This is a genomic window from Nocardiopsis baichengensis YIM 90130, from assembly GCF_000341205.1.
GTDB classification, from domain to species: Bacteria; Actinomycetota; Actinomycetes; order Streptosporangiales; family Streptosporangiaceae; genus Nocardiopsis_A; species Nocardiopsis_A halophila.
The window spans coordinates 88,565-106,955 of record NZ_ANAS01000020.1; the positions used below are offsets into that span (position 1 = coordinate 88,565).

Sequence of the window (18,391 nt, forward strand, 5' to 3'; positions counted from 1 at the left end):
CGAGGAAGGTAGACGGCACTTCTGTCGAAGGTCAAGCATAAGTTGCCGAATCGGACCAAAATAGTCGAGCGATCACCATGACTTAGTCCCGTGTGCTTCACTTGTCGTGTGACAGAAGACGCGCTGACCAAGACGCAGGACCGGCGGCGCGACGCCGGTTCCGCGGCCCCCGCCCCGCCCGTCCCGCCTGGCGCCGGCACCCTGCTGCGCCTGCTCCGCGACGGTCGGCCCCGCACCCGGGCCGAGCTGGCGTCGGTCACCGGCTTAGCGCGCTCCACCGTCACCCAGCGCGTGGACGCCCTGCTCGCCGGGGGGCTCATCGGCCCCGCGGGGGAGGCCGCCTCCACCGGTGGACGGCCGCCGACGACCTTCGTGTTCGACCCCGGGGCGCGGGTGGTGCTCGCCGCCGACCTGGGGGCCACCTACGCCCGGCTGGCCCTGACCGACCTGTCCGGGCAGGTGCTGGCCGACACCGCCGCCGACATCGAGATCGACCGCGGCCCGACCGAGGTGCTGGGCTGGGTGGCCGAGCACGGCCGCGCGCTGCTGGCCGAGGCCGGGCGCGCCCCCGAGGAGCTGATGGGCACCGGCATCGGGCTTCCGGGGCCGGTCGAGCACGACACCGGCCGGGCGGTCAACCCGCCGATCATGCCCGGCTGGGACGGCTTCGACGTCCCCGGGTTCATCGGCGGGCTGCTGCCCGGGTCGGTCCTGGTCGACAACGACGTCAACATCATGGCGGTGGGGGAGCACTTCGCCCGCTGGAGCGAGGCCCGGCACCTGCTCTTCGTCAAGGTCGCCACCGGCATCGGCTGCGGCATCATCGCCGACGGCGCCGTCTACCGGGGCGCCAAGGGGGCGGCCGGGGACATGGGGCACATCCAGGTGCCGCACGGGGCCGACGTGCCCTGCCGGTGCGGCAACAGCGGGTGCCTGGAGGCGGTGGCCAGCGGGTCGGCGATCGCGGCAGCCCTGACCGCGCAGGGGATCGAGGCGCACGGGGCGCTGGAGGTGGTGGAGCTGGCGCGCGCGGGCGGGCTGCCGGTGCTGCGCGCCCTGCGGCAGGCCGGCCGCGACATCGGCGAGGTGCTGGCGGCCTCGGTGAACATGCTGAACCCGTCGATCATCGTGATCGGCGGGTCGCTGTCCCAGGCCGGCGACCACCTGCTGGCGGGCGTGCGCGAGGTGATCTACCAGCGCTCGCTACCGCTGGCCACCGAGGGCCTGAGCATCGTGTCGTCCCAGGTGGGCGAGCGTGCGGGGGTGATCGGCGCGGCCGTGATGGTGATCGAGCACGGGCTGGCCCCCCAGCGCGTGGACGCGCTGCTGGCGGGCTGAGCGCCCGCTAGTCCCGGTCGGGCCGGGTGCGGGCGTCGGGGTCGTAGGCGCGGTGGCGGCCGTCGTAGCGGCGCCGGGGCTGGTCGGGGAAGGCGTCCCGGTAGCCGCTCTCGTAGTCGTCGGCGGAGTAGCCCGGGTCGAAGCCGGTGTCGGGAAGCGCGCCCTCGCCGTGCAACCGCGGCCGCCCCGGCGGTGAGCGCCGCAGGGCGCTGGCGCCGACGCTGGTCAGCAGGGACACGATGGCGATCCCGCACACCGCGTTGATCAGGCAGGTGGCGATCTGGCTCGGCAGCGGCGCCGTCTGGGTGAACGGGGTGACCGCGGCGACCACCGTGGCCAGGCCCACGATCCACCCGAAGAAGGTCATGGGGCGCGGCGCGCTCAGCATGAGCAGGTGCAGCAGGGCGGTGGCGATCAGCGCCGCCACCGCGGCCGTGGCCGCGTACACACCGGTGGTCGCGTCGCCCAGGTAGCCGGCCTCCTCCGGCGCCAGCACCGGGATCCCGAGGACGCCGCGCACGATGAGCGCGCCCACGAGGATGACCAGGCCGGCGACGACGGCGGTCGCCAGACCGCCGGACCAGAGCCGCGAGACGTTGACGCTCCGGCCGTTGTCGTATCCGCTCATCGCCGAACCCCCCGATACGGCACCGAACTCGGTCACGGTGCCCATACCCGCAGGTCATCGTCGAAAACACGAGGCCGTACCGCCCCGTCACGGTCCGTCGTGGCCCGTGGGGGGCCAGGGGCGGAGGGGCCGGGGCGCCGGCCGTGCGGCGCCCCGGCCCCCGATCGGCGGGGCGCCGCAGGCCCCCGCTACTTCGGGGACGGGCCCTTCTCCAGGTAGAGGATCCAGGTGTCGGACGACAGGCGGTCGCACTCCCAGCCGATCGTCCAGTCGTCGGAGGCGACCGCGGCCCGGCCGGCCTTGTCGCATCCGATGGCCGTGTCGTAGTAGCCCTCGAGGATCATCTCGGCGCTGGCCGGCCCGGCGAGGGCCAGGCTCCCGGCGAGCGCCCCGCCGAGGGCGGCGGAGACGGCGGCGACGCGACTGGCGGTGCGAATCATTCATCCTCCATCAGGAATCGGATGTCCGTCGGATATCGACGGGTTCCGATCCTCGGGGACGAGCGAGGGAGGTATCCACCTTTTTCCACCAGGAACGAAAAGAGGTGGTCGCGCCACGGAAGCGCCTGTCCGGCCCTCCCCCCGCCTTGTTGATCTCGGGGGAGTCGGCCTTATGGCGGCCCTCTTAAGCCCGACTTCCCCGAGATCAATGCGGGGGCGCGGCTCGTGACTTTTCCCTCCCCTTGAAGGTGTTTCGCGGAAGAACCGAGCGGTCCTTTTATTAGAGCCCCCCCCGATAAAAAGAGGGCGGTCACCCGTCCGCGTCGCGGTAAAGGGTCGCGAGTGATTCGACGTCGTCGTATCCGGGGATTCCCGACGCGGCCTGACCGCCATCGGCCCCGCGTCCGCCCGCCGTGTCGACGGCGGTCCGCACGGCGCTGTGCAGCGCCGCCCGGAACAGCAGCGACCCGGTGCTCACCCGGGCCACGCCCGCCTGGGCGAGCGGGGCGATGCCGCCCGGGGAACGCGGCGCGAGGACGTTCAGCGGGAGCCCGACCCGCTCGGCCAGGTCCGCCATCACCGCCGTGTCCTCCAGCCCGGGGACGAAGACCCCGTCGGCGCCCGCGTCCCGGTAGGCGCGGGCGCGCTCCAAGGTCGCCGAGGCGCGCTCGGCGCCCGAGCCCGGGCGGAACAGGTGCCGGGAGAGCCAGTAGGTGTCGATCCGGGCATTGACGAAGAGCGCGGGGGCGGCGCCCTTCATGGCGCGGATGAGCGCGCACTGCTCGTCTGCCGGCGCGAGTGCCGCCCCGCCGCGCCCGTCCTCGATGTTGACGCCCGCGATCCCCAGTGATGCCAGGTGCGCGGCGAGTCCGGCGGCGCCGGACTCGCCGCCGCCGAAACCCGATTCGACGTCCACGGTCACCGGGGCGTCGAGCCGTGCCATCCCCTGGGCGAGGGCGAGGGTCTCGGACCGGGTGCACCCGGACGCGTCGGGCCTCCCGGCTGCCGAGGCGACGCCCAGGCTGGTCGTTCCGATCGCCGGGAATCCGGCCTGGGCGAGCGCAGCGGCCGAGGCCAGGTCCCAGGCGTTCGGGAGGACGAAGGGGCGCCCGGGCCGGTGCAGGGAGCGGAAGGCCTCAGCGCGTTCGTGCGGGGGCGGCGTGAGCGGAGTGGGCATGGAGGACTCCTGTCGCCATGGCGAGGGCGTGGTCGGACCCGGGGCAGGGGCGCTCGCCGGATCCGAAGGACAGTGCGGGCGGAGCGGGGCGTGGGCCGGAGAAGCGGTGGGGGACGAACCGGTCCGGCGAGGCGTACACGTCCGGGTCCCGGTTGGCCGCCGCGAGGTCCAGCACGACCTCGGTCCCCGCGGCGACCGGGGCGCCGCCGATCCGTGTCCCGCGTTCGGCCACCCGGCGTATCAGCGGTGCCGGGGGAGAGAACCGCAGCGCCTCGGAAAGCAGGGCTGTCACGGACGCCTTGAACAGGGTCCCGTCATCGTCCTGCGGCACACCGTGCTCAAGGGCCGCCCGGATGAGGCCGGCCGTCGCGTCGCACGTCTGGACCAGAAGACAGACCCGCTGGGCGGTCTCCTCGGGCGCGACGTCGGGGAGCATCCCCACCAAGGCGCGCACCCCGGTGTCCGCGCGGCGCTCGCTCCCCGCCCCCGCCCCGGGGAAGTAGGCGGGGGCGACGTCCCGGACCGCCGCCACGGCGTTCGGCACATCGGACCGGGGAACACCGAGGGCTTCGGCGAGGACGGCGACGGGCACATAGGGCGCCTCGTCGGGGCCCGCCGAGCGCGCGCGGGCGGCGGCCGCACTCCGGAGCTCGACCGGTGGGAGGCCGGTGAGGAGCGCCGAGGCGAGCGCCCGGCGCCGGCGGTGGTCGGTCCCCGTACTGAACCGGGTGGCGCGCCTGCGGAGCCAGGCGAGCGACGGTACGGACGGCAGAGGGGCGTCGCCGTCCGACGCCTCCGGGGGAGCGGGCACCACGAGGCCGGGGTCGCTCAGGACCGCACGGACGTCGGCATGGCGCACGACACGGATGGTGGTCGTCATGGCGGCGACGCTAGGCGCGGCACGTTTCGGCGGCCGCCGAAACGTGCGCCGGTTAGCGTGGAGTGTGCTTACCACGACGCGTCCCACCTCGGGAGAGGGCGCCCAGCCCGACCTCGCCGCTCTGGCCTCCCTCCTCGCGGACCGCACCAGGGCGGCCTTCTGCACCGCCCTCCTGGACGGGCGGGCCTGGACGGCGGGGGAGCTCGCCCGGCACGCGGACGTCGCACCGTCGACCGCCAGCGAGCACCTGACCGCCCTCGTCGAGGCGGGGCTGCTGGCCGAGGTGCGCCAGGGGAGGCACCGGTACGTGCGGCTGGCCTCGCGCGAGATCGCCGAACTCATCGAGGCCATGTCGGCGGCGGCGCCCAAGGCCGCGCCACCGCGCGGGCTCAGGGCGGTGCACCGGTCGAACGCCCTCGCGCGCGGCCGGACCTGCTACGACCACCTCGCCGGAGCGCTCGGGGTGGCCGTCGCCGACGCGGTGACCCGGCAAGGGTGGATCGCCTGGGAGGACGGCCCCTCCCTGACGGCCGAGGGACGAACCGGCCTCGCCGCCCTCGGCGCGGAACTCCCCGCCCGGACCCGGCGCCCGCTCGTGCGGTCCTGCCTGGACTGGACCGAGCGGCGCCCCCATGTGGCCGGGGCCGTCGGGGCGGCCCTGTGCTCGCGCGCGCTGGAGGCGGGCTGGCTCGTCCGCCCAGGGGGCGGGCGCGCCGTACGGGTCACGGCCGAAGGCCGCACCGTCCTCGCCGGGACGCTGGGCGTCTCCGGCGACGTCCTGGAGTCAGCAGGCGCATGAGACCCCGGCGGGGGCCGGTCCCCTCCGCGGTCTCCACGGGGAACCCTTCGCGGTGCCGGCACCGTTGCTCCTCTCTTCCATCGGGGATGAGGGGGTCAAGCGGTGAGATCGGCGGGCAGGAGCGCCGTCAGGCGCTCGGGGTCGGTGATCAGGTCGAAGTGGCGCACCCGGCCGCCGACGATCGTGTGGCAGGCCAGGCTCCGCGGTCGGCCGCCGGTCACGTCCACGAAGCCGGCGCAGCCGTTGACCAGGACCGGGACGACCTCCACCGGGCCGAAGGCCCGGTGGAAGCCGGCCGCCTGGCGGGCGATCCGGGCGGCGCCGTGCACCACCCGCAGGGGGTGGACGCCGTCGTCGTGGCGGAGCTCGAGGTCGGGGTCGAGCATGCTCATCAGCGCCTCGGTGTCGCCGCCGCGCGCGGCGGCGAGGAACGCCTCGACCGCCCGGCGCTGCGCCGCCGGGTCAGGGTCGGGTTCAGCGGAGGACTCCTTGACCCTGCGGCGCGCGCGGCTGGCCAGCTGGCGCGCGGCCGGGGCCGACCGTTCGACCACCGGGGCGATCTCCTCGAAGGGCACCGCGAACATGTCGTGCAGCACGAAGGCCAGGCGCTCGGCCGGGGCGAGGCGCTGGAGGACGACGAGCAGCGCGTACCCGACCGTGTCGGCCAGCTCGGCCTGCTGCTCGGGGCCCACCGCGTCCGCGGGGGCGACCACGGGGTCGGGCAGGCGGTCGGGGAGGGGATCCTCGCGCCGGGAGGTGCGCGAGCGCAGCATGTCCAGGCAGATGCGGCCCACCACGGTGGTCAGCCACGCGGCCAGGTCGTCGATGGAGGCGTCGCCGGTGCGGGACAGGCGCAGCCACGCCTCCTGCACCGCGTCCTCGGACTCGGAGAGGGAGCCGAGCATGCGGTAGGCGACGGAGGTGAGCCGCGGGCGGTGCCGCTCGAACCGCCGGGCCAGAAGATCTTGGTCGTCCACTGTCACACCTCACCATCGGCGTCCGTCTCCATGGGCGACGGACCGACCCCCCGCCTTCGCGGCGGGCACCCCTGAGGAGAGCCGATGGAGATGCGCTTCGACAACCCCGCGACGGCCATGCCGGGCATGTACGAGGCGGTGCAGCCGATGCTGAAGGTCGTCCACCAGGGCGGGGTCCCCAAGAGCACGCTGGAACTGGTGCACTTGAGGGCGAGCCAGATCAACGGGTGCAGCTTCTGTGTCCATATGGGCGTCGAGCAGATGAGGAAGGCCGGCGAGACGGACGACCGCCTCGGCACGGTCGCGGCCTGGGCCGAGTCGCCGTTCTTCACCGAGGCCGAGCGCGCGGCACTGGCCCTGACCGAGGAGGCGACCCGGCTCGCCGACCACAACGGCCAGGCCGTCCCGGACGAGGTGTGGAACGAGGCGGCGAAGCACTTCGACGAGCGCCGGCTCGGCTCGATCGTGCTGATGATCGGCCTGACCAACTTCTTCAACCGGGTCAACGCCACGGTGCAGATCCCGGCCGGGACCCCGATGCCCGCCTGACCCCGAGGACCCGGCGAAGGCCACCGGGCCCGGGCCGAAGGACGGCGGCCGGGGCCCGGTGATCAGGACCGAACGGCGGCGGTCGGCCCTCCCCGACGTGGTCGACCGCGCGCCGGGCATGTTCGAGCCTGGCGCCCACGGGAGGAAGGCGGTGCTGTGCTGTCGATCTCGGGGCAGCCGGGGTGATACCCGCCGGTACAAGGCCGACTTCCCCGAGATCGACACGGGTCATGCGGCCCGGGGTAGGGAGCCGTCCCCGTCGTCGCCGCCCGGGTCCCCGCCCGAGTCCCGCTTGCCGGTGCGGGCTTGGTGGCGGCGGGCCCGGTAGTGGGCCTCCAAGCGGCGCATGTGCTTCTCGCGGTTGTGGCGCCCGCACAGCAGCTGGGCGTTGGCGGGGGTGGTGGTGCCGCCTTCCCACCATTCGGTGCGGTGGTCGCCCTGGCACCAGCGGGCCGGGACCGAGCACCCCTCCTCCCACTGGCAGGTCCCCGCGGTGGCGCCGAGGGCTTCGCGGACGGGGGCGGGGAAGGTCCGGCGGGCCCGCCCGATGTCCACCAGGCCCTTGACCGGGTCGGTGACCACCCGCCGCAGCACACAGTCCGAGGAGAACGCCCGCGCGGCGGACGGGGGGAGGAGACGGCCCCGGTCGGTGGTGGCGGGCTCGGCACCCGCCTCAAGGAGCAGGGAGTCCAGGGAGACCACCAGGTTCACCTGCGGGCGGCTCATGCCGCGGCGCCGCTTCCCGGCGGCCTCCGCGTCGGGGCGCGGAGCCATCAGGGCAGCGGCCGCGTCGGAGCCCTCCTCAGGGGCGGGCACCGGGAGGCCTTCGGCGACGAGGCGGTTCTCGCAGAGCTGGACCAGGGCGTCGAAGCGCGCCTGGGCGATGGTGCGCCCGTCGGGCGGGGTGGTGTGGGCGTCGATGGCGGTGCGGATGATCTCCTCGGAGGCGGCATCGCCCCACGCCTGGAGGGTGAATCCGAAAGCGTCCGTGGTGTAGCGGGCGCCGCGGTCGTCGTAGGCCTCGCGGTGGCGGTCCTCGTGCTCGCCCGGGTCGATGCGTTGGGGGAGCCGGTTGCCGATGCGCTTGAGCGTCCGGTCGGCGACGCCGCCCTGGGCGGCTTGGACCATGATGTGCTCGGCTTTGGACCGGTAGTCTCCGGCGTCCGGGTGCAGCGCGGTGCACCGCCCGGCCACGGCCTTCTCGGAGAGTTCCATGACCAGGGCGAGCTGGGCGAAGCCGATCCGCCCCTCCTCGGCCGCAGCGACCGCCCGGGGGTAGTGGTCCAGGTGGTCGGCAACGGTGGTGATCGCACCGGCCTGGGCGCTGGAGCGGCCGTGCTCGCGCAGGAGGCCGGCCACGGTGGTGCGGCCGGACCCGGCCAGGGCGCCGGAGGCGCCCACGGAAAATGTTTCTCCTCCTCTTCTGCGCCACCGGAGCAGGGCGCGTGATCGACCGGGGAACCGGCCCGCGCTCTTCGGGTGAAGGGCGGGGAGGCGTCGCGCTCTGCTCCCGGGGTGCGAGTTCGGTGTGCACGCGGGCCAGCCATGGTGGGAGCGCGCGGTCGTCACCGATGCCGTCGTTATCGTGATGCTCGAACAGCGGGCAGCGGAGATTCGCGAGTACCACACGGTCCCCATCCCCGGTCTGCTGCAGACCAGCGCCTATACCCGAGCACTCGCCATCGCCGGGCGTCCCTCTCGTACGCCGGAGGAGATCGAGGGGGTTGTCGAGGGGCGGCGTCGCCGTCAGGAGATCCTGGGGAGGCAGCAGCCCGCTCCGCCGCTGCTTCTCGTGGTGCTTGATGAGATGGTCATCCGAAGGCCTGTTGGAGGACGGCGGACCATGGCCGACCAACTCGAACGGATCCTGGATGTGGAGAGTGAGGCCAGGGTGACCGTCCAGATCGTTCCTTACCGGACAGAGCAGCACCCTGGGCTGGCGGGCGCGTTCCGGCTCGTACGGGCGGACGACGGTACCGACGTGCTGTATCTGGAACATGCGCAAGCTGGCATCCTGATCCAGGATTCCGCAGACCTCAAAGAGTTCAGCGAACGCTTCGCCGACCTCCGAGGAGTGGCGCTGCCGCCACCGGAGTCGCGGAAACTGATCGAGGAAATAAGAGGAGAGTTCCGATGACCAGTGCGGATTGGGCCTGGCGTACATCGACCCACAGCACGGACCGTGGAGAGTGTGTCGAGGTCGCCGACTGCCCTGGGACCAGTGCCGTGCGCGATACCAAGCACCGCGACTTCGGCGCTCTGCTCTTCAGTTCTCCCGAGTGGCGGGCCTTCGTCGACGCCGCCAAGCGGGACGCCTTCTGATCTCGGGGTTGGGCGCGGCCGCCGCCGTCACCTGTCGTGCGTGGCCCAGTATCCCTCCAGCTCCGGGCCGAGTCGGTCGGCGGCCTGCATCGGCAGGGAATGGGTGGTCTCGGGCCACACGGTGACCGGGTCCTTGCCGAGGCTCCGGGCGCGGTCGGCCGCCTCCCGGCCGCCTGCCAGCGACTTGTCGGCGGCGATGTCGACGCGGACCGGCATCTCCATCGACCGCCACTCGTCGTCCGTGAGCGTGCGCGGGACCTGAGTGGGGGCGGCGTAGTGCTCGGACCCCTCGTCCACCATCACCGACATCGGCGTGCGCTCCCGCACCTCCTCGACCGTGGTGCCGCCGATCTCCGCCATCGCGTGGTCCTTCCAGGACTGGGGCGCGGGCAGGACCAGCAGCGATGACCACAGGTACACCGAGGCGGGCAGCGCTTCGAGCACCATCACCGGTTCGAGCAGTGTCAGGGAGGCCACCCGTCCGGGATGGCCGAGGGCGTGGACGGCGGCGACGGCCCCGCCGAAGGAGTGCCCGACCATGTGCGCGCGCTCGATGTCCAGGCCCGCGAGCATCTGCTCGACCCACTCCGCCCGGTCGTCGAACGAGGTGAAGGGGACCGACTGGGTGGACATCCCGGAGTCGCCGATCGCGTCCATGGCGTACAGGGTGCGGTCGCCGATCCAGGAGGGGAGGTTGTCGCCCCACATCGGCGCGCCGGAGCCCGCCCCCGGCAGGAGCACGACCGGCAGGCGGGTTTCCGCGTCGTCGCCGGCCGCGTCGTCGGCCGCCCACTCGTAGACGCGCACGGTGCCGAACTCCGTGCGGACGTCGTGGGTGCGGGTCGGTTCGGGCAGGTCCGCCATCACGGTGTCGTAGGCGGCCCGGTAGGAGGCGTACCCCTCTTGGCCGCGCCAGTGGCCGACCTGCGGCTCGGGTGAGACGAGGGCGGCCGCCTTGTCGACGACCAGCCAGGCGGCGACCAGGGCCGCGAGGACCTTGAGCACCGTGAGGGCGCGGCGCCGCCGGGGCCGGCGGTTCGGTTCGGTGCTCATGGAGCCCCCGTAAATACAGTCGTATTGATCGTTGGATGCGAGTGTACCCGCCTGTCAATACGTTCGTATTCACCGCCGCTAGGGTGGGGGCATGGACGGCATGGACGGCATGGACGGCATGGACGGCATGGACAGCTTGGACACCACGGACCCCGACGACCGCCGGACGGCGATCATCCACGCGGTGTGGCAGGTGATCGCCGAGAGCGGCATGGGCGCGGTGTCGATGCGCAACGTGGCGGCGGCCGCGGGGGTGTCGGTGGGCAGGATCCAGTACCGGTTCCGCAGCAAGGACGAGCTGCTGCGGGCCAGCCTGGAGGCGATGGTGGCGGGGGCGGACGATCTCCACTCCGCGGCGACCGAGGGGGTCGGCGACCGCGAGGCGCTGTGGCGGCTCATCGCGGCCCCGATCCCGCTGGCGGAGTCGTCGCGGGCGATGGTGTCGGTGTTCCACCAGTACGTGGCCGCCGGTATCAGCCATCCGGGGCTGGCGGAGGTGCTGGCGGAGGCCAAGGAGGGCGCGGAGGTCGAGACGGCGAGGCTGCTCGCCCGGATCGCCCCCGGAACCGCGGATCCCCGCAGGACCGCACGGTCCCTTATGGCGACCGCCGACGGGCTGACCATGCGGGTGCTGATCGGAGGGTTGTCGGTCGCGGAGGCGGAACGCACCCTGCGCGCCGAGGTGGACCGGGCGACGGACTGATACCGGGGCCAGAGGTTCACGGCGCTGAGATCGCCGACTCTTCTGCAGTGCTCGGACCGGAACAGGTCGACTCCCTCGCGGTTCTCCATGGCCGCCGCCATTGATCCTGATCTCGGCCGTGGCCTCGGCTGAAGCGCTCAGGACGAAAGGCGGATCCGTTCGTTCGCGGGGGCGGTTCTCCGCTCTCGGCAACGGGATTCGGACGAACCTATGGACTTATGTGTTGTCCGAATAGCGGGAATATCACGGTGTGGCTTGTGTCGGCGCTCACTCTACTCATGAGTATACGGATGAGTAGTCCTTCACCCCGCTCTTGACCGGCGCATCTTCGGACGCCGGATGCAACGGCGAAACGGGCGTTGAATCGTGCCTCCCTTTACCCCCGTTCCCCGTCACTCACGGCGACGCTAGGCTGACCGCGCCATTTCGTCCTCCAAGCGAACCAAAGGAGTGGCCAGGTGAAGAAAACGCTTCCCCGTGCCGCCGTCGGCGGCGCGACCCTGCTGCTGGGCACGGTGCTCACCTCCGGGACGGCGGCCGCCGAAGCCGAAGAGCCCGAAGAGCACTGCGTCGCCGACATGGACACCGGCGAGCAGACGTGCTTCGCCACCCTGGACGCGGCGCTCTCCGCCGCCGAGGCGGAGACCGGGCCCTCCGGCCCCGCCGCCCTGGACGCGGAAACGAACGCCCAGAACGACGTCATCGTGGGCACCTTCTTCACTGAACGGGGCTACGGCGGAAACTCCCTGACGGTCACGGCCGAGGCCCCCTGCGTCAAGGACGGCTGGGTGGACTACCAGTTCAACCTGACCGGAGACTTCGCGGACTGGGCCGACGACATCACCTCGGCCCAGCCGTGGGCCGACTGCTGGATCTGGCTCTATCCCGAGGCCGACCTCGGCGGGGACCGCGACGGCCCGTACAAGGAGAACACCGCCTACGTCGGCGACTTCATGAACGACCGCACCGTCTCGATCGGATTCAGCTGAGCGCCTTCCCCTGCCTCTGAAGCGCCCCTCACCTCTGAAGCACGTGCCCCCCACTTCTGAGAGGAAGACGGAATCCCCCTATGCGAAAACGATGGACCCTCCCCGCCGCCATGACCGCCGCGTCGCTCATGGTGGGGTTCTTTCCCGCACCGACCTACGCCGACCACGAGGACACGCCGACCTCGCGCCAGCTCCTGGAGAAGTGCGACAACGGCACCGACGTCTGCGTCTTCCACCCCGAAGGCCGTCCCGAATACGTCGCCGGCCCGAAGCGGCAGGTCGGCAAGGAGGTCTTCAACTGCACCGACCGGGAGCAGCGGTTCGAGGTCGGCTGGTCCGACACCACCTCCGAGTCGAACAGCATCGGCGTGTCCCTGAGCGCGGATTACGGCTTCGCCGAGGTGTTCACGAGCACCTTCGAGGCCACCTACGGCCACACGTGGACGAACTCGCACACCGAGAGCCAGACCACCTACGTCTTCACCGGTCCCGGCGAGGTGGGCTGGGTGGAGCGACGGCCGCGCATGGAGCGGGTCAACGGCACCTATGAGCTGCACTTCCCCGACCGCTACTACGGCCATTACTACTGGTACGTGCCCTTCGAGGCCACCGGGCCCGCGCCGGGCGGCGACGAGGCGATCGTGCAGAAGACCCGTCCCATGACCGAGGCGGAGAGGAACGCGTGCCCGTGACCATGCCAGCGCCGCTCCGCCGGACCATGCTCGCCTGCGGCTCCGCCGCGGCGGCCTTCGTACTCGCGGCCGGGGCCGCCGCACCGGCCCACGCCGACCACGAGGACACGCCCACCGTGCGCCAGCTCCTGGAGAAGTGCGACAACGGCACCGACGTCTGCGACTTCCACCCCGAGGGTCCGGTGCGGGAACACCAGGCGGCCCGCCACGCGGTCGGCGCCCCGGTCTACAACTGCACCGACCGGGAGCAGCTGATGTCGGTCGGCTGGTCCGACACCACCAGCGAGTCCAACAGCGTCGGCCTGTCGCTGGGAGGAGAGTACGGGTTCGCCGAGGTCTTCACGGTCTCCTTCAAGGTGACCTACGGGCACGAGTGGACCCACTCGCACACCGAGTCCCAGACCACGACGGTCGCCACGGGGCCCGGTGAGGTCGGGCGGGTCTATGTCGGGCCGAGGATGCAGACCGTGAAGGGCACCTATGAGCTGCACTTCCCCGACCGCTACTACGGCCACTACTACTGGTACGCACCCTTCGAGGCCACCGGCCCGACCGATGACCAGAGCGGAACCATCACCCAGTCGACGCGGCCCATGACCTCCGAGGAGAGAGCCGCGTACTGCTGATCCGCACCGGGGCCGGGCGCCCCGCGGGGCGCCCGGCCCCGGGTGAACGCGGAGCGGAGGCCCGGGGTGCCGAAGGCGTGTTCCCCCGCCCCCATTGCGCTGACGTTAAAGTAAGCCTTACCTTAGGGTGTGCATCGCAGCGGTGATGTCCCGGGGGCGGGCCCTACTGCCATGGGCCGGATCCGTCCCCGGGGGCCACCGGAGCCCGGGGACGAGGAGTGGACCGCATGCCCGCGCAGACCCGTACGGAGAGAACCGCCGAGCGCCACGGCGTCACGGCCGTCGCCGCCCATGCGCGCCGCTCGCGGCGGATCGCCGACCACATGGTCCGGGTGACCCTGGCCCACCCCGACTTCGCCGACGCGGTCCGCTTCCCCTACCACGGCCCCGACCACCTCGTCCGGCTCTTCCTCCCCGGACCGACCGGGGCGCTGAACCTCCCCCGGTCCTCGGCGGGCTGGTGGAAGGAGGTCCAGGCCATGGACGAGGCCGACCGGCCCCGCGTGCGCAACTACACCGTGCGCCGGATCGACCGCGGCCTCGGCGAGATCGACGTCGACTTCGTCCTCCACATGGACAACGCCGGCCCCGCTGCCGCCTGGGCCGCCCAGGTCCGCCCCGGCGACGAGATCGGCGTCCTGAGCGACCGCGCGGGCTACGCGCCTCCCGCCGGCGCCCGGTCCCTCCTCCTCGTCGCCGACGAGACGGCGCAGCCCGCCCTCGCCGCCGTCATCGAGTCGCTCCCGGCCGATGTGCGCGCGCTGGCGGTCCTGGAGTACAAGCCGGGAACGGCGCCCGAACTGCCCGCCCGCCCCGGCGTCGAGTGCGTCCACCTCCACCCGTCCCCGGGCGCCGCCCCCGGCGAGGCGGCCCTCGCCCACCTGGAGCCCCGCGACCTCGGGGCCCTCGACTACGCCTGGATCTCGGGCGAATCGACCCTGGCGACCTCTGTCCGCCGCCACCTGGTCACCGGCCGGGGCATGGACAAGGACCGCGTCTTCTTCTGCGGCTACTGGAAGCAGGGCGTCGCCCACTGACGCAGCCGCATCGGTCCCGGCGGTCCGTCCGCGTCCGCAAGGAGGGCGTCATCCCATGGGGCGTCATCCTATGAGGGATTGACCCCAGATATTCACATTCATCTTTCCCGTCGACTGGGAAGAACGATCACGAGCAGGGGTATTGACCCTGTGTAGTGGCATGCTTACCTTCCAGGGGAAGCGTTCGCCCGGTGAGGCGGACGCCGCTCGGACCGGCCCCCACCCGGTCCGTACCGCATCCCCCACCGAAGGTTGGTCCCCCATGCGCAGACCCCGCACCCTCCTCAGCGCCGCGGCCGCCGTGTCCGCAGCGGCCCTCGCCCTGTCCGCCGCCCCGGCGGCCGCCTCCGGCGGCCCCTCCTGGTGGCCGGAAGACCCGCCGCCCCCCGGGAAGGTGGAGATCGACCTGGTCAACGCCAACGGCTCCGGGTGCGCGCCCGGCACCGCCGCCACCTCCGTGGCCCCGGACAAGACCGCCTTCACCGTGACCTACAGCGAGTACCTGGCCCAGGCGGGCGGCGGGGCGAGCCCGATCGACAGGCGGAAGAACTGCCAGCTCGCGGTCCTGGTCAGCGTCCCGCAGGGCTACACCTACGCCATCGCCCGCGCCGAGTACCGGGGATACGCCGACCTCGCGGACGGGGCCGAGGGCACCCAGAAGGCGAGCTACTACTTCCAGGGCATGCCCGAGACCGAGGCCGTCACCCACGAGCTGCCCGGGCCGTACCAGGACAACTGGCAGTTCAACGACCGCGCCAACGTGGCGATCTACGCGCCCTGCAACGCCGAGCGCAACTTCAACATCAACACCGAGCTGCGCGTGGACGCCGGCGACTCCGACCCCGACGAGCTGAGCTTCATGGCGATGGACTCCACCGACGCCAGCATCACCACCACCTACGTCTTCTCCTGGAAGAAGTGCGACTGACCGCCCTGGCTCCGTGCGCGCCCGGTCCTCCGCAGGCCGGGCGCCTCCGTCCGCCGGGTCCGCTCGGGCGCGGACACCGTAACCGGCCTCACTCCTTCGGGGCCGCCTCTCCGGTGGCGCCCTGGGTGTCCTGCTCGGCGGTCCGGCGCTTGTTCGCCTCGTAGTAGCGGACCATCTGGCTCCAGTAGACCATCGTCAGGCCCATCGTGACCGCCGTCCCGACCACCGCCGGGGCCGCCTTGCGGCGCCAGGCGGAGGCCACCGCGACGGTGCCGGCGGCCGAGGCGGCGATCTGTACCGCGAAGGCGGCGTCCTTGGGGCCGTCGTCGATCCACTGCTCCTCGCCGAGCATCGCGCGGGTCGCCCAGTCGGAGTCGTCCTTCGGCTCCGGGAAGAGCACCGGATTCACCGCGAACCATGTGCCCACCGCCACCGCGTGCTTCCAGTTCCGCGTCCACGCCGGGACGAGGACGAGAGGCGTGGTCGCCCAGCGGCTCCAAGCGCTCCACGGGTTGGAGTGCCGGGCGAACACGGCCCGCCCTGCGCGGGCGATGAGGCTCGTGGGCGCACGGCCGTCGGCCGCGGAGGCGGGCGAGGGGACAGGGGCGGAGGGGTCTGCCATCGCCGGACTCCGATCATCGTCGTTCCAGAACGGTGCACGCCGACCGGGCTTCCCGGCTCACCGACGGTGACGCTACGCCCGTTCCCCGCGCGGAGGCAATGACGCCGTGGTGCCGCGATCGGCCAGGTGGCCTGTGAACCCGGTCGGGTCGCCTTCGAAGGAGCGCGTACCGCCATGGCCCCCGAGGGTTCCGTGTTCGCGCTGCGACGGGTGCCGGGGCGGTCGCACCACCTCGGAATTTCATCACTCCACGTAAAGGGGTGATGATTTTGAGTTAGAGTCCCGTGCGGGTGGCCTCCCCACAGGGCCCTCCGAACCCGATGTCCTCCCGAACGCGCCAGGAGACCGATGCGCTCCCGATTCCTCCCGCTCTTCGTCGCGGCCGTCCTCGTCGGCCCCGTGCCCGCCCCCGCGAACGCCGAGCCCGTCCGTTCCGACGGCTCCGCACCCTCCGCCGACACCGCCGATGCTGCCGACACCGCCGGCCGGGCCGGGACCGAGAGCGGCTCAGGGCCTGTACGCCCGCCGTTCCCCGACAACACCGACGACGTGTTCCTGGGCGAGGTGATCGAGGCCGCCGACGCCCACCGTGCGCGGCACGGGGCGCCCCCGCTCGAACCGGACGGAGAACTGAACGCCCTTGCCCTTGAGCGGGCTCGGGAGTTCTCCGAATACGAGGGCCTGGACGAGGGCCACCGCGGGCGGGAGCCGGGGCACGGCGAGACCGTCCACTACTCGGCCTCGACCGATCCCGCCGCCGAGCCGAGCGGGGCCGACGCCGTCGACGACTGGTACGCCGGGAGCGAGGAGTACGACTACGAGGCCCCGGGCTTCTCCCCGCAGACCGGAGCGTTCACCCAGCTCGTCTGGAAGGCGACCACCAAGGTGGGTGTGGCGCGCGTCAGCGAGCCGGAGTCCTCACAGGACACCTGGCGCGAGCACTACGTGGTCCTCGTCTACGCGCCGCCCGGCAACATCCGCGGCGAGTACGGGGAGAACGTGCTGCCGCCGGAGGGGTGAGCGCCGCCTGCGGGCCCCTCCGGGTCAGTCCAGCGCGGAGACGGCGCGTTCGGTGATCCCGAGCAGGGGCTCCTCGTCCCCGGTGAGGCCGGCCTCCCCGGAGCCGCCCCGCGCGTCGCGGGCCTCGTTCGCGGAGACCCGCACCAGCACTTCGCCCACGCGCACCACGACCCGGCTCGACGAGGTCAGGCCCTCGTCCGGGTCGCCCCAGCGGTAGTGGACCGCCAGCGCCTCGTCCCCGAGGTCGGGCTCGTGGGAGTCGACCACCTCTGAGGTCCAGTACGTGTCGTCCGACTCTTCGAGAAGGTCGTCCGACTCCGCCTCGAACTCCTCTTCGGCGGCCCGCGTTCCGCGCTCGGGCTCGCCGTCCTCATCGGTCGGCAGGCTGTAGGAGACGTCCAGCCACCCCAGGGTCCCGTCGGAGAACTCGCCGTACCAGGAGCAGGTCGCGTCGCTCTCGCTGAACAACGCGTTCGGCAGCTCGGCCCCGACCCGGTCCAGCTGGTCGCGGCTCGGGACGCCGCACGGGGGCTCCGGCAGGTCCTCGTTCCGGGGGGCGGCCCCTTCGGGCGCGGACGGGGCCCGGAGAGCGAGCACGGTCCCGGCGGCCCCTGCGACCACCGCATAGGCGCCCAGGGTGATCACCGCAGTGATGGCCACGGTGCGAGCGGTCCCGCCGCTCCGCGGAGGCCGCGGGGGCTGCGGGGGCTGCGGCGGAGGACCGGGCGGAGGGCCTGGCGGGGGGACGTTCGGGGGACCTGTGTACACGGCCCTGCTCCTTCCGGGTCAGCCGAACGCCGCGGCGGCGGCGTCGCCGAGAAGGTCCTCGGCATCGTCGATGTCGATCGCCTCGGCGTCGTCGGAGAGGGAGAGGACGAGCGTCCCCACGACCTCCCCTTCGCGGACGACGACGCTCGCGCGCTGGTCCGCGTCCTCGGTGTAGGCGAGGCCGTCGTCGATGGAGGTGAGGATGAGCACGCCCTCCTCACCGAGGTCGAGATCCCTTTCCTCGGTCTCGGCCTCCGCGTCGTCGGAGGCGTAGCGGTCCGGCTCCGAGGCCCGCTCGATCTGCAGCTCGTAGGTGGAGTCGGCGTCGCGGGGCGCCTCCTCGTCCCCGTACTGATCCACGAGGTCGGCGTCGGGCTCGGAGTAGGCGGCGAACCAGCCGATGTGCAGGGCGGCCTCTCGTCCGTCGACCTCGGCGTCCCAGGTGCATACGGTCTCGTAGCGGATCGTGCTCTGGGATTCCGGCTCGGCGCCGAGGCCGCGGAGGACGTCCTCCCCCAGGGCTCCGCACGGTTCGCCCGGCAGGCCGGGGGCGGTCTGGGGACCGGCGGTGGTGAGGCGCTCGTAGGCGTACACGCCCGTCGCGGTGAGCGAGCCGGCGACGACCAGCGTCACGGCGACGGTGGCGACGACGGCCACCCCTGTGCGGGCGGGCCGGTGCGGGGGCGGAGGAGGCGGGTACGTCATGCGGTGGCCCTAGCCGGGGAGAGGGGGCGGGACTTCCTCCAATGCTCGCATACGGTAATCGGGTGATTCGCGCGAGGTAGCAGAGAAGGGTGTGAACCCTGACACGGCGGTCTCGCATACGGCGCATTCGCGTCCGGC

The 18,391-nt window shown here is 72.6% G+C and carries 22 protein-coding genes; 12 read left to right on the forward strand and 10 right to left on the reverse strand.

What is annotated here, in order from left to right; all coding sequences use genetic code 11:
* Positions 1 to 108: 108 nt before the first annotated feature.
* Entirely contained in the window at positions 109 to 1,338 is a 1,230-nt protein-coding gene (locus C892_RS0117130; RefSeq protein ID WP_017558171.1) for an ROK family transcriptional regulator, read from the forward strand.
* Positions 1,339 to 1,345: 7 nt separating this feature from the next.
* Here the strand turns inward: C892_RS0117130 and C892_RS0117135 are convergent, their stop codons facing one another.
* The 4 genes from C892_RS0117135 to C892_RS0117150 form a co-directional block, all read right to left on the reverse strand.
* Complete coding sequence (locus C892_RS0117135) at positions 1,346 to 2,011, reverse strand: DUF6069 family protein (protein WP_017558172.1); 666 nt, start codon at positions 2,009 to 2,011, stop codon at positions 1,346 to 1,348.
* A gap of 143 nt (positions 2,012 to 2,154) precedes the next feature.
* Positions 2,155 to 2,406: a hypothetical protein gene (locus tag C892_RS0117140; RefSeq protein ID WP_017538833.1), complete on the reverse strand. Its 252-nt coding sequence runs from the start codon at positions 2,404 to 2,406 to the stop codon at positions 2,155 to 2,157.
* A gap of 310 nt (positions 2,407 to 2,716) precedes the next feature.
* A complete protein-coding gene (locus C892_RS0117145; RefSeq protein ID WP_017558173.1) occupies positions 2,717 to 3,583 on the reverse strand; it encodes an isocitrate lyase/PEP mutase family protein in 867 nt (288 codons plus the stop codon).
* On the reverse strand, positions 3,543 to 4,463 hold the full coding sequence (locus tag C892_RS0117150; protein ID WP_017558174.1) for a cytochrome P450: 921 nt from the start codon (positions 4,461 to 4,463) through the stop codon (positions 3,543 to 3,545). Before C892_RS0117150 ends, C892_RS0117145 begins: the two co-directional genes overlap by 41 nt.
* 64 nt (positions 4,464 to 4,527) lie before the next feature.
* On the opposite strand from C892_RS0117150, the gene C892_RS0117155 reads away from it, so the two are divergent.
* A complete protein-coding gene (locus C892_RS0117155) occupies positions 4,528 to 5,262 on the forward strand; it encodes an ArsR/SmtB family transcription factor (RefSeq protein WP_017558175.1) in 735 nt (244 codons plus the stop codon).
* Positions 5,263 to 5,357: 95 nt separating this feature from the next.
* Here the strand turns inward: C892_RS0117155 and C892_RS0117160 are convergent, their stop codons facing one another.
* Positions 5,358 to 6,239 (reverse strand): sigma-70 family RNA polymerase sigma factor, encoded by an 882-nt coding sequence (locus C892_RS0117160; RefSeq protein WP_017558176.1) that lies wholly within the window; start codon positions 6,237 to 6,239, stop codon positions 5,358 to 5,360.
* Between the two features lie 84 nt (positions 6,240 to 6,323).
* Here C892_RS0117160 and C892_RS0117165 point away from each other — a divergent pair, with 84 nt between their 5' ends.
* On the forward strand, positions 6,324 to 6,788 hold the full coding sequence (locus tag C892_RS0117165; protein WP_017558177.1) for a carboxymuconolactone decarboxylase family protein: 465 nt from the start codon (positions 6,324 to 6,326) through the stop codon (positions 6,786 to 6,788).
* Positions 6,789 to 7,016: 228 nt separating this feature from the next.
* Here C892_RS0117165 and C892_RS29115 read toward each other — a convergent pair whose 3' ends face one another.
* Positions 7,017 to 8,189: an HNH endonuclease signature motif containing protein gene (locus C892_RS29115; protein ID WP_017558178.1), complete on the reverse strand. Its 1,173-nt coding sequence runs from the start codon at positions 8,187 to 8,189 to the stop codon at positions 7,017 to 7,019.
* A 127-nt stretch (positions 8,190 to 8,316) separates the two neighbouring features.
* Here C892_RS29115 and C892_RS0117175 point away from each other — a divergent pair, with 127 nt between their 5' ends.
* Both C892_RS0117175 and C892_RS0117180 read left to right on the forward strand, forming a co-directional pair.
* Positions 8,317 to 8,925: a DUF5753 domain-containing protein gene (locus tag C892_RS0117175; protein WP_017558179.1), complete on the forward strand. Its 609-nt coding sequence runs from the start codon at positions 8,317 to 8,319 to the stop codon at positions 8,923 to 8,925.
* Positions 8,922 to 9,110, forward strand: coding sequence for a DUF397 domain-containing protein (locus tag C892_RS0117180; protein ID WP_026124437.1), 189 nt, complete (start codon positions 8,922 to 8,924; stop codon positions 9,108 to 9,110). The genes C892_RS0117175 and C892_RS0117180 overlap by 4 nt, the downstream gene beginning before the upstream one ends.
* Positions 9,111 to 9,137: 27 nt before the next feature.
* On the opposite strand, the gene C892_RS0117185 is transcribed toward C892_RS0117180, so the two are convergent.
* Positions 9,138 to 10,163, reverse strand: coding sequence for an alpha/beta fold hydrolase (locus tag C892_RS0117185; protein WP_017558181.1), 1,026 nt, complete (start codon positions 10,161 to 10,163; stop codon positions 9,138 to 9,140).
* Positions 10,164 to 10,254: 91 nt separating this feature from the next.
* Between C892_RS0117185 and C892_RS0117190 the strand changes: the two genes are divergently transcribed.
* From C892_RS0117190 to C892_RS0117215, 6 genes are all read left to right on the forward strand, one after another.
* Positions 10,255 to 10,866 (forward strand): TetR/AcrR family transcriptional regulator, encoded by a 612-nt coding sequence (locus tag C892_RS0117190; protein ID WP_017558182.1) that lies wholly within the window; start codon positions 10,255 to 10,257, stop codon positions 10,864 to 10,866.
* A gap of 458 nt (positions 10,867 to 11,324) precedes the next feature.
* Complete coding sequence (locus C892_RS0117195; RefSeq protein ID WP_017558183.1) at positions 11,325 to 11,855, forward strand: hypothetical protein; 531 nt, start codon at positions 11,325 to 11,327, stop codon at positions 11,853 to 11,855.
* A 110-nt stretch (positions 11,856 to 11,965) separates the two neighbouring features.
* Positions 11,966 to 12,547 carry a hypothetical protein gene (locus tag C892_RS0117200; RefSeq protein WP_017558184.1) on the forward strand — a complete coding sequence of 194 codons (582 nt, stop codon included), beginning with the start codon at positions 11,966 to 11,968 and terminating at the stop codon, positions 12,545 to 12,547.
* On the forward strand, positions 12,538 to 13,173 hold the full coding sequence (locus C892_RS0117205; protein ID WP_017558185.1) for a hypothetical protein: 636 nt from the start codon (positions 12,538 to 12,540) through the stop codon (positions 13,171 to 13,173). The genes C892_RS0117200 and C892_RS0117205 overlap by 10 nt, the downstream gene beginning before the upstream one ends.
* 227 nt (positions 13,174 to 13,400) lie before the next feature.
* A complete protein-coding gene (locus C892_RS0117210) occupies positions 13,401 to 14,210 on the forward strand; it encodes a siderophore-interacting protein (protein WP_017558186.1) in 810 nt (269 codons plus the stop codon).
* A gap of 262 nt (positions 14,211 to 14,472) precedes the next feature.
* A complete protein-coding gene (locus tag C892_RS0117215) occupies positions 14,473 to 15,138 on the forward strand; it encodes a DUF4360 domain-containing protein (RefSeq protein WP_017558187.1) in 666 nt (221 codons plus the stop codon).
* An 88-nt stretch (positions 15,139 to 15,226) separates the two neighbouring features.
* Here the strand turns inward: C892_RS0117215 and C892_RS32310 are convergent, their stop codons facing one another.
* Positions 15,227 to 15,760 (reverse strand): DUF6653 family protein, encoded by a 534-nt coding sequence (locus C892_RS32310; protein ID WP_239647424.1) that lies wholly within the window; start codon positions 15,758 to 15,760, stop codon positions 15,227 to 15,229.
* A gap of 348 nt (positions 15,761 to 16,108) precedes the next feature.
* Here C892_RS32310 and C892_RS0117225 point away from each other — a divergent pair, with 348 nt between their 5' ends.
* Positions 16,109 to 16,780 carry a CAP family protein gene (locus C892_RS0117225; RefSeq protein ID WP_017558189.1) on the forward strand — a complete coding sequence of 224 codons (672 nt, stop codon included), beginning with the start codon at positions 16,109 to 16,111 and terminating at the stop codon, positions 16,778 to 16,780.
* A gap of 24 nt (positions 16,781 to 16,804) precedes the next feature.
* On the opposite strand, the gene C892_RS0117230 is transcribed toward C892_RS0117225, so the two are convergent.
* Complete coding sequence (locus C892_RS0117230; RefSeq protein WP_017558190.1) at positions 16,805 to 17,440, reverse strand: hypothetical protein; 636 nt, start codon at positions 17,438 to 17,440, stop codon at positions 16,805 to 16,807.
* Between the two features lie 126 nt (positions 17,441 to 17,566).
* On the reverse strand, positions 17,567 to 18,253 hold the full coding sequence (locus C892_RS0117235) for a hypothetical protein (protein WP_017558191.1): 687 nt from the start codon (positions 18,251 to 18,253) through the stop codon (positions 17,567 to 17,569).
* Positions 18,254 to 18,391 lie beyond the last annotated feature (138 nt).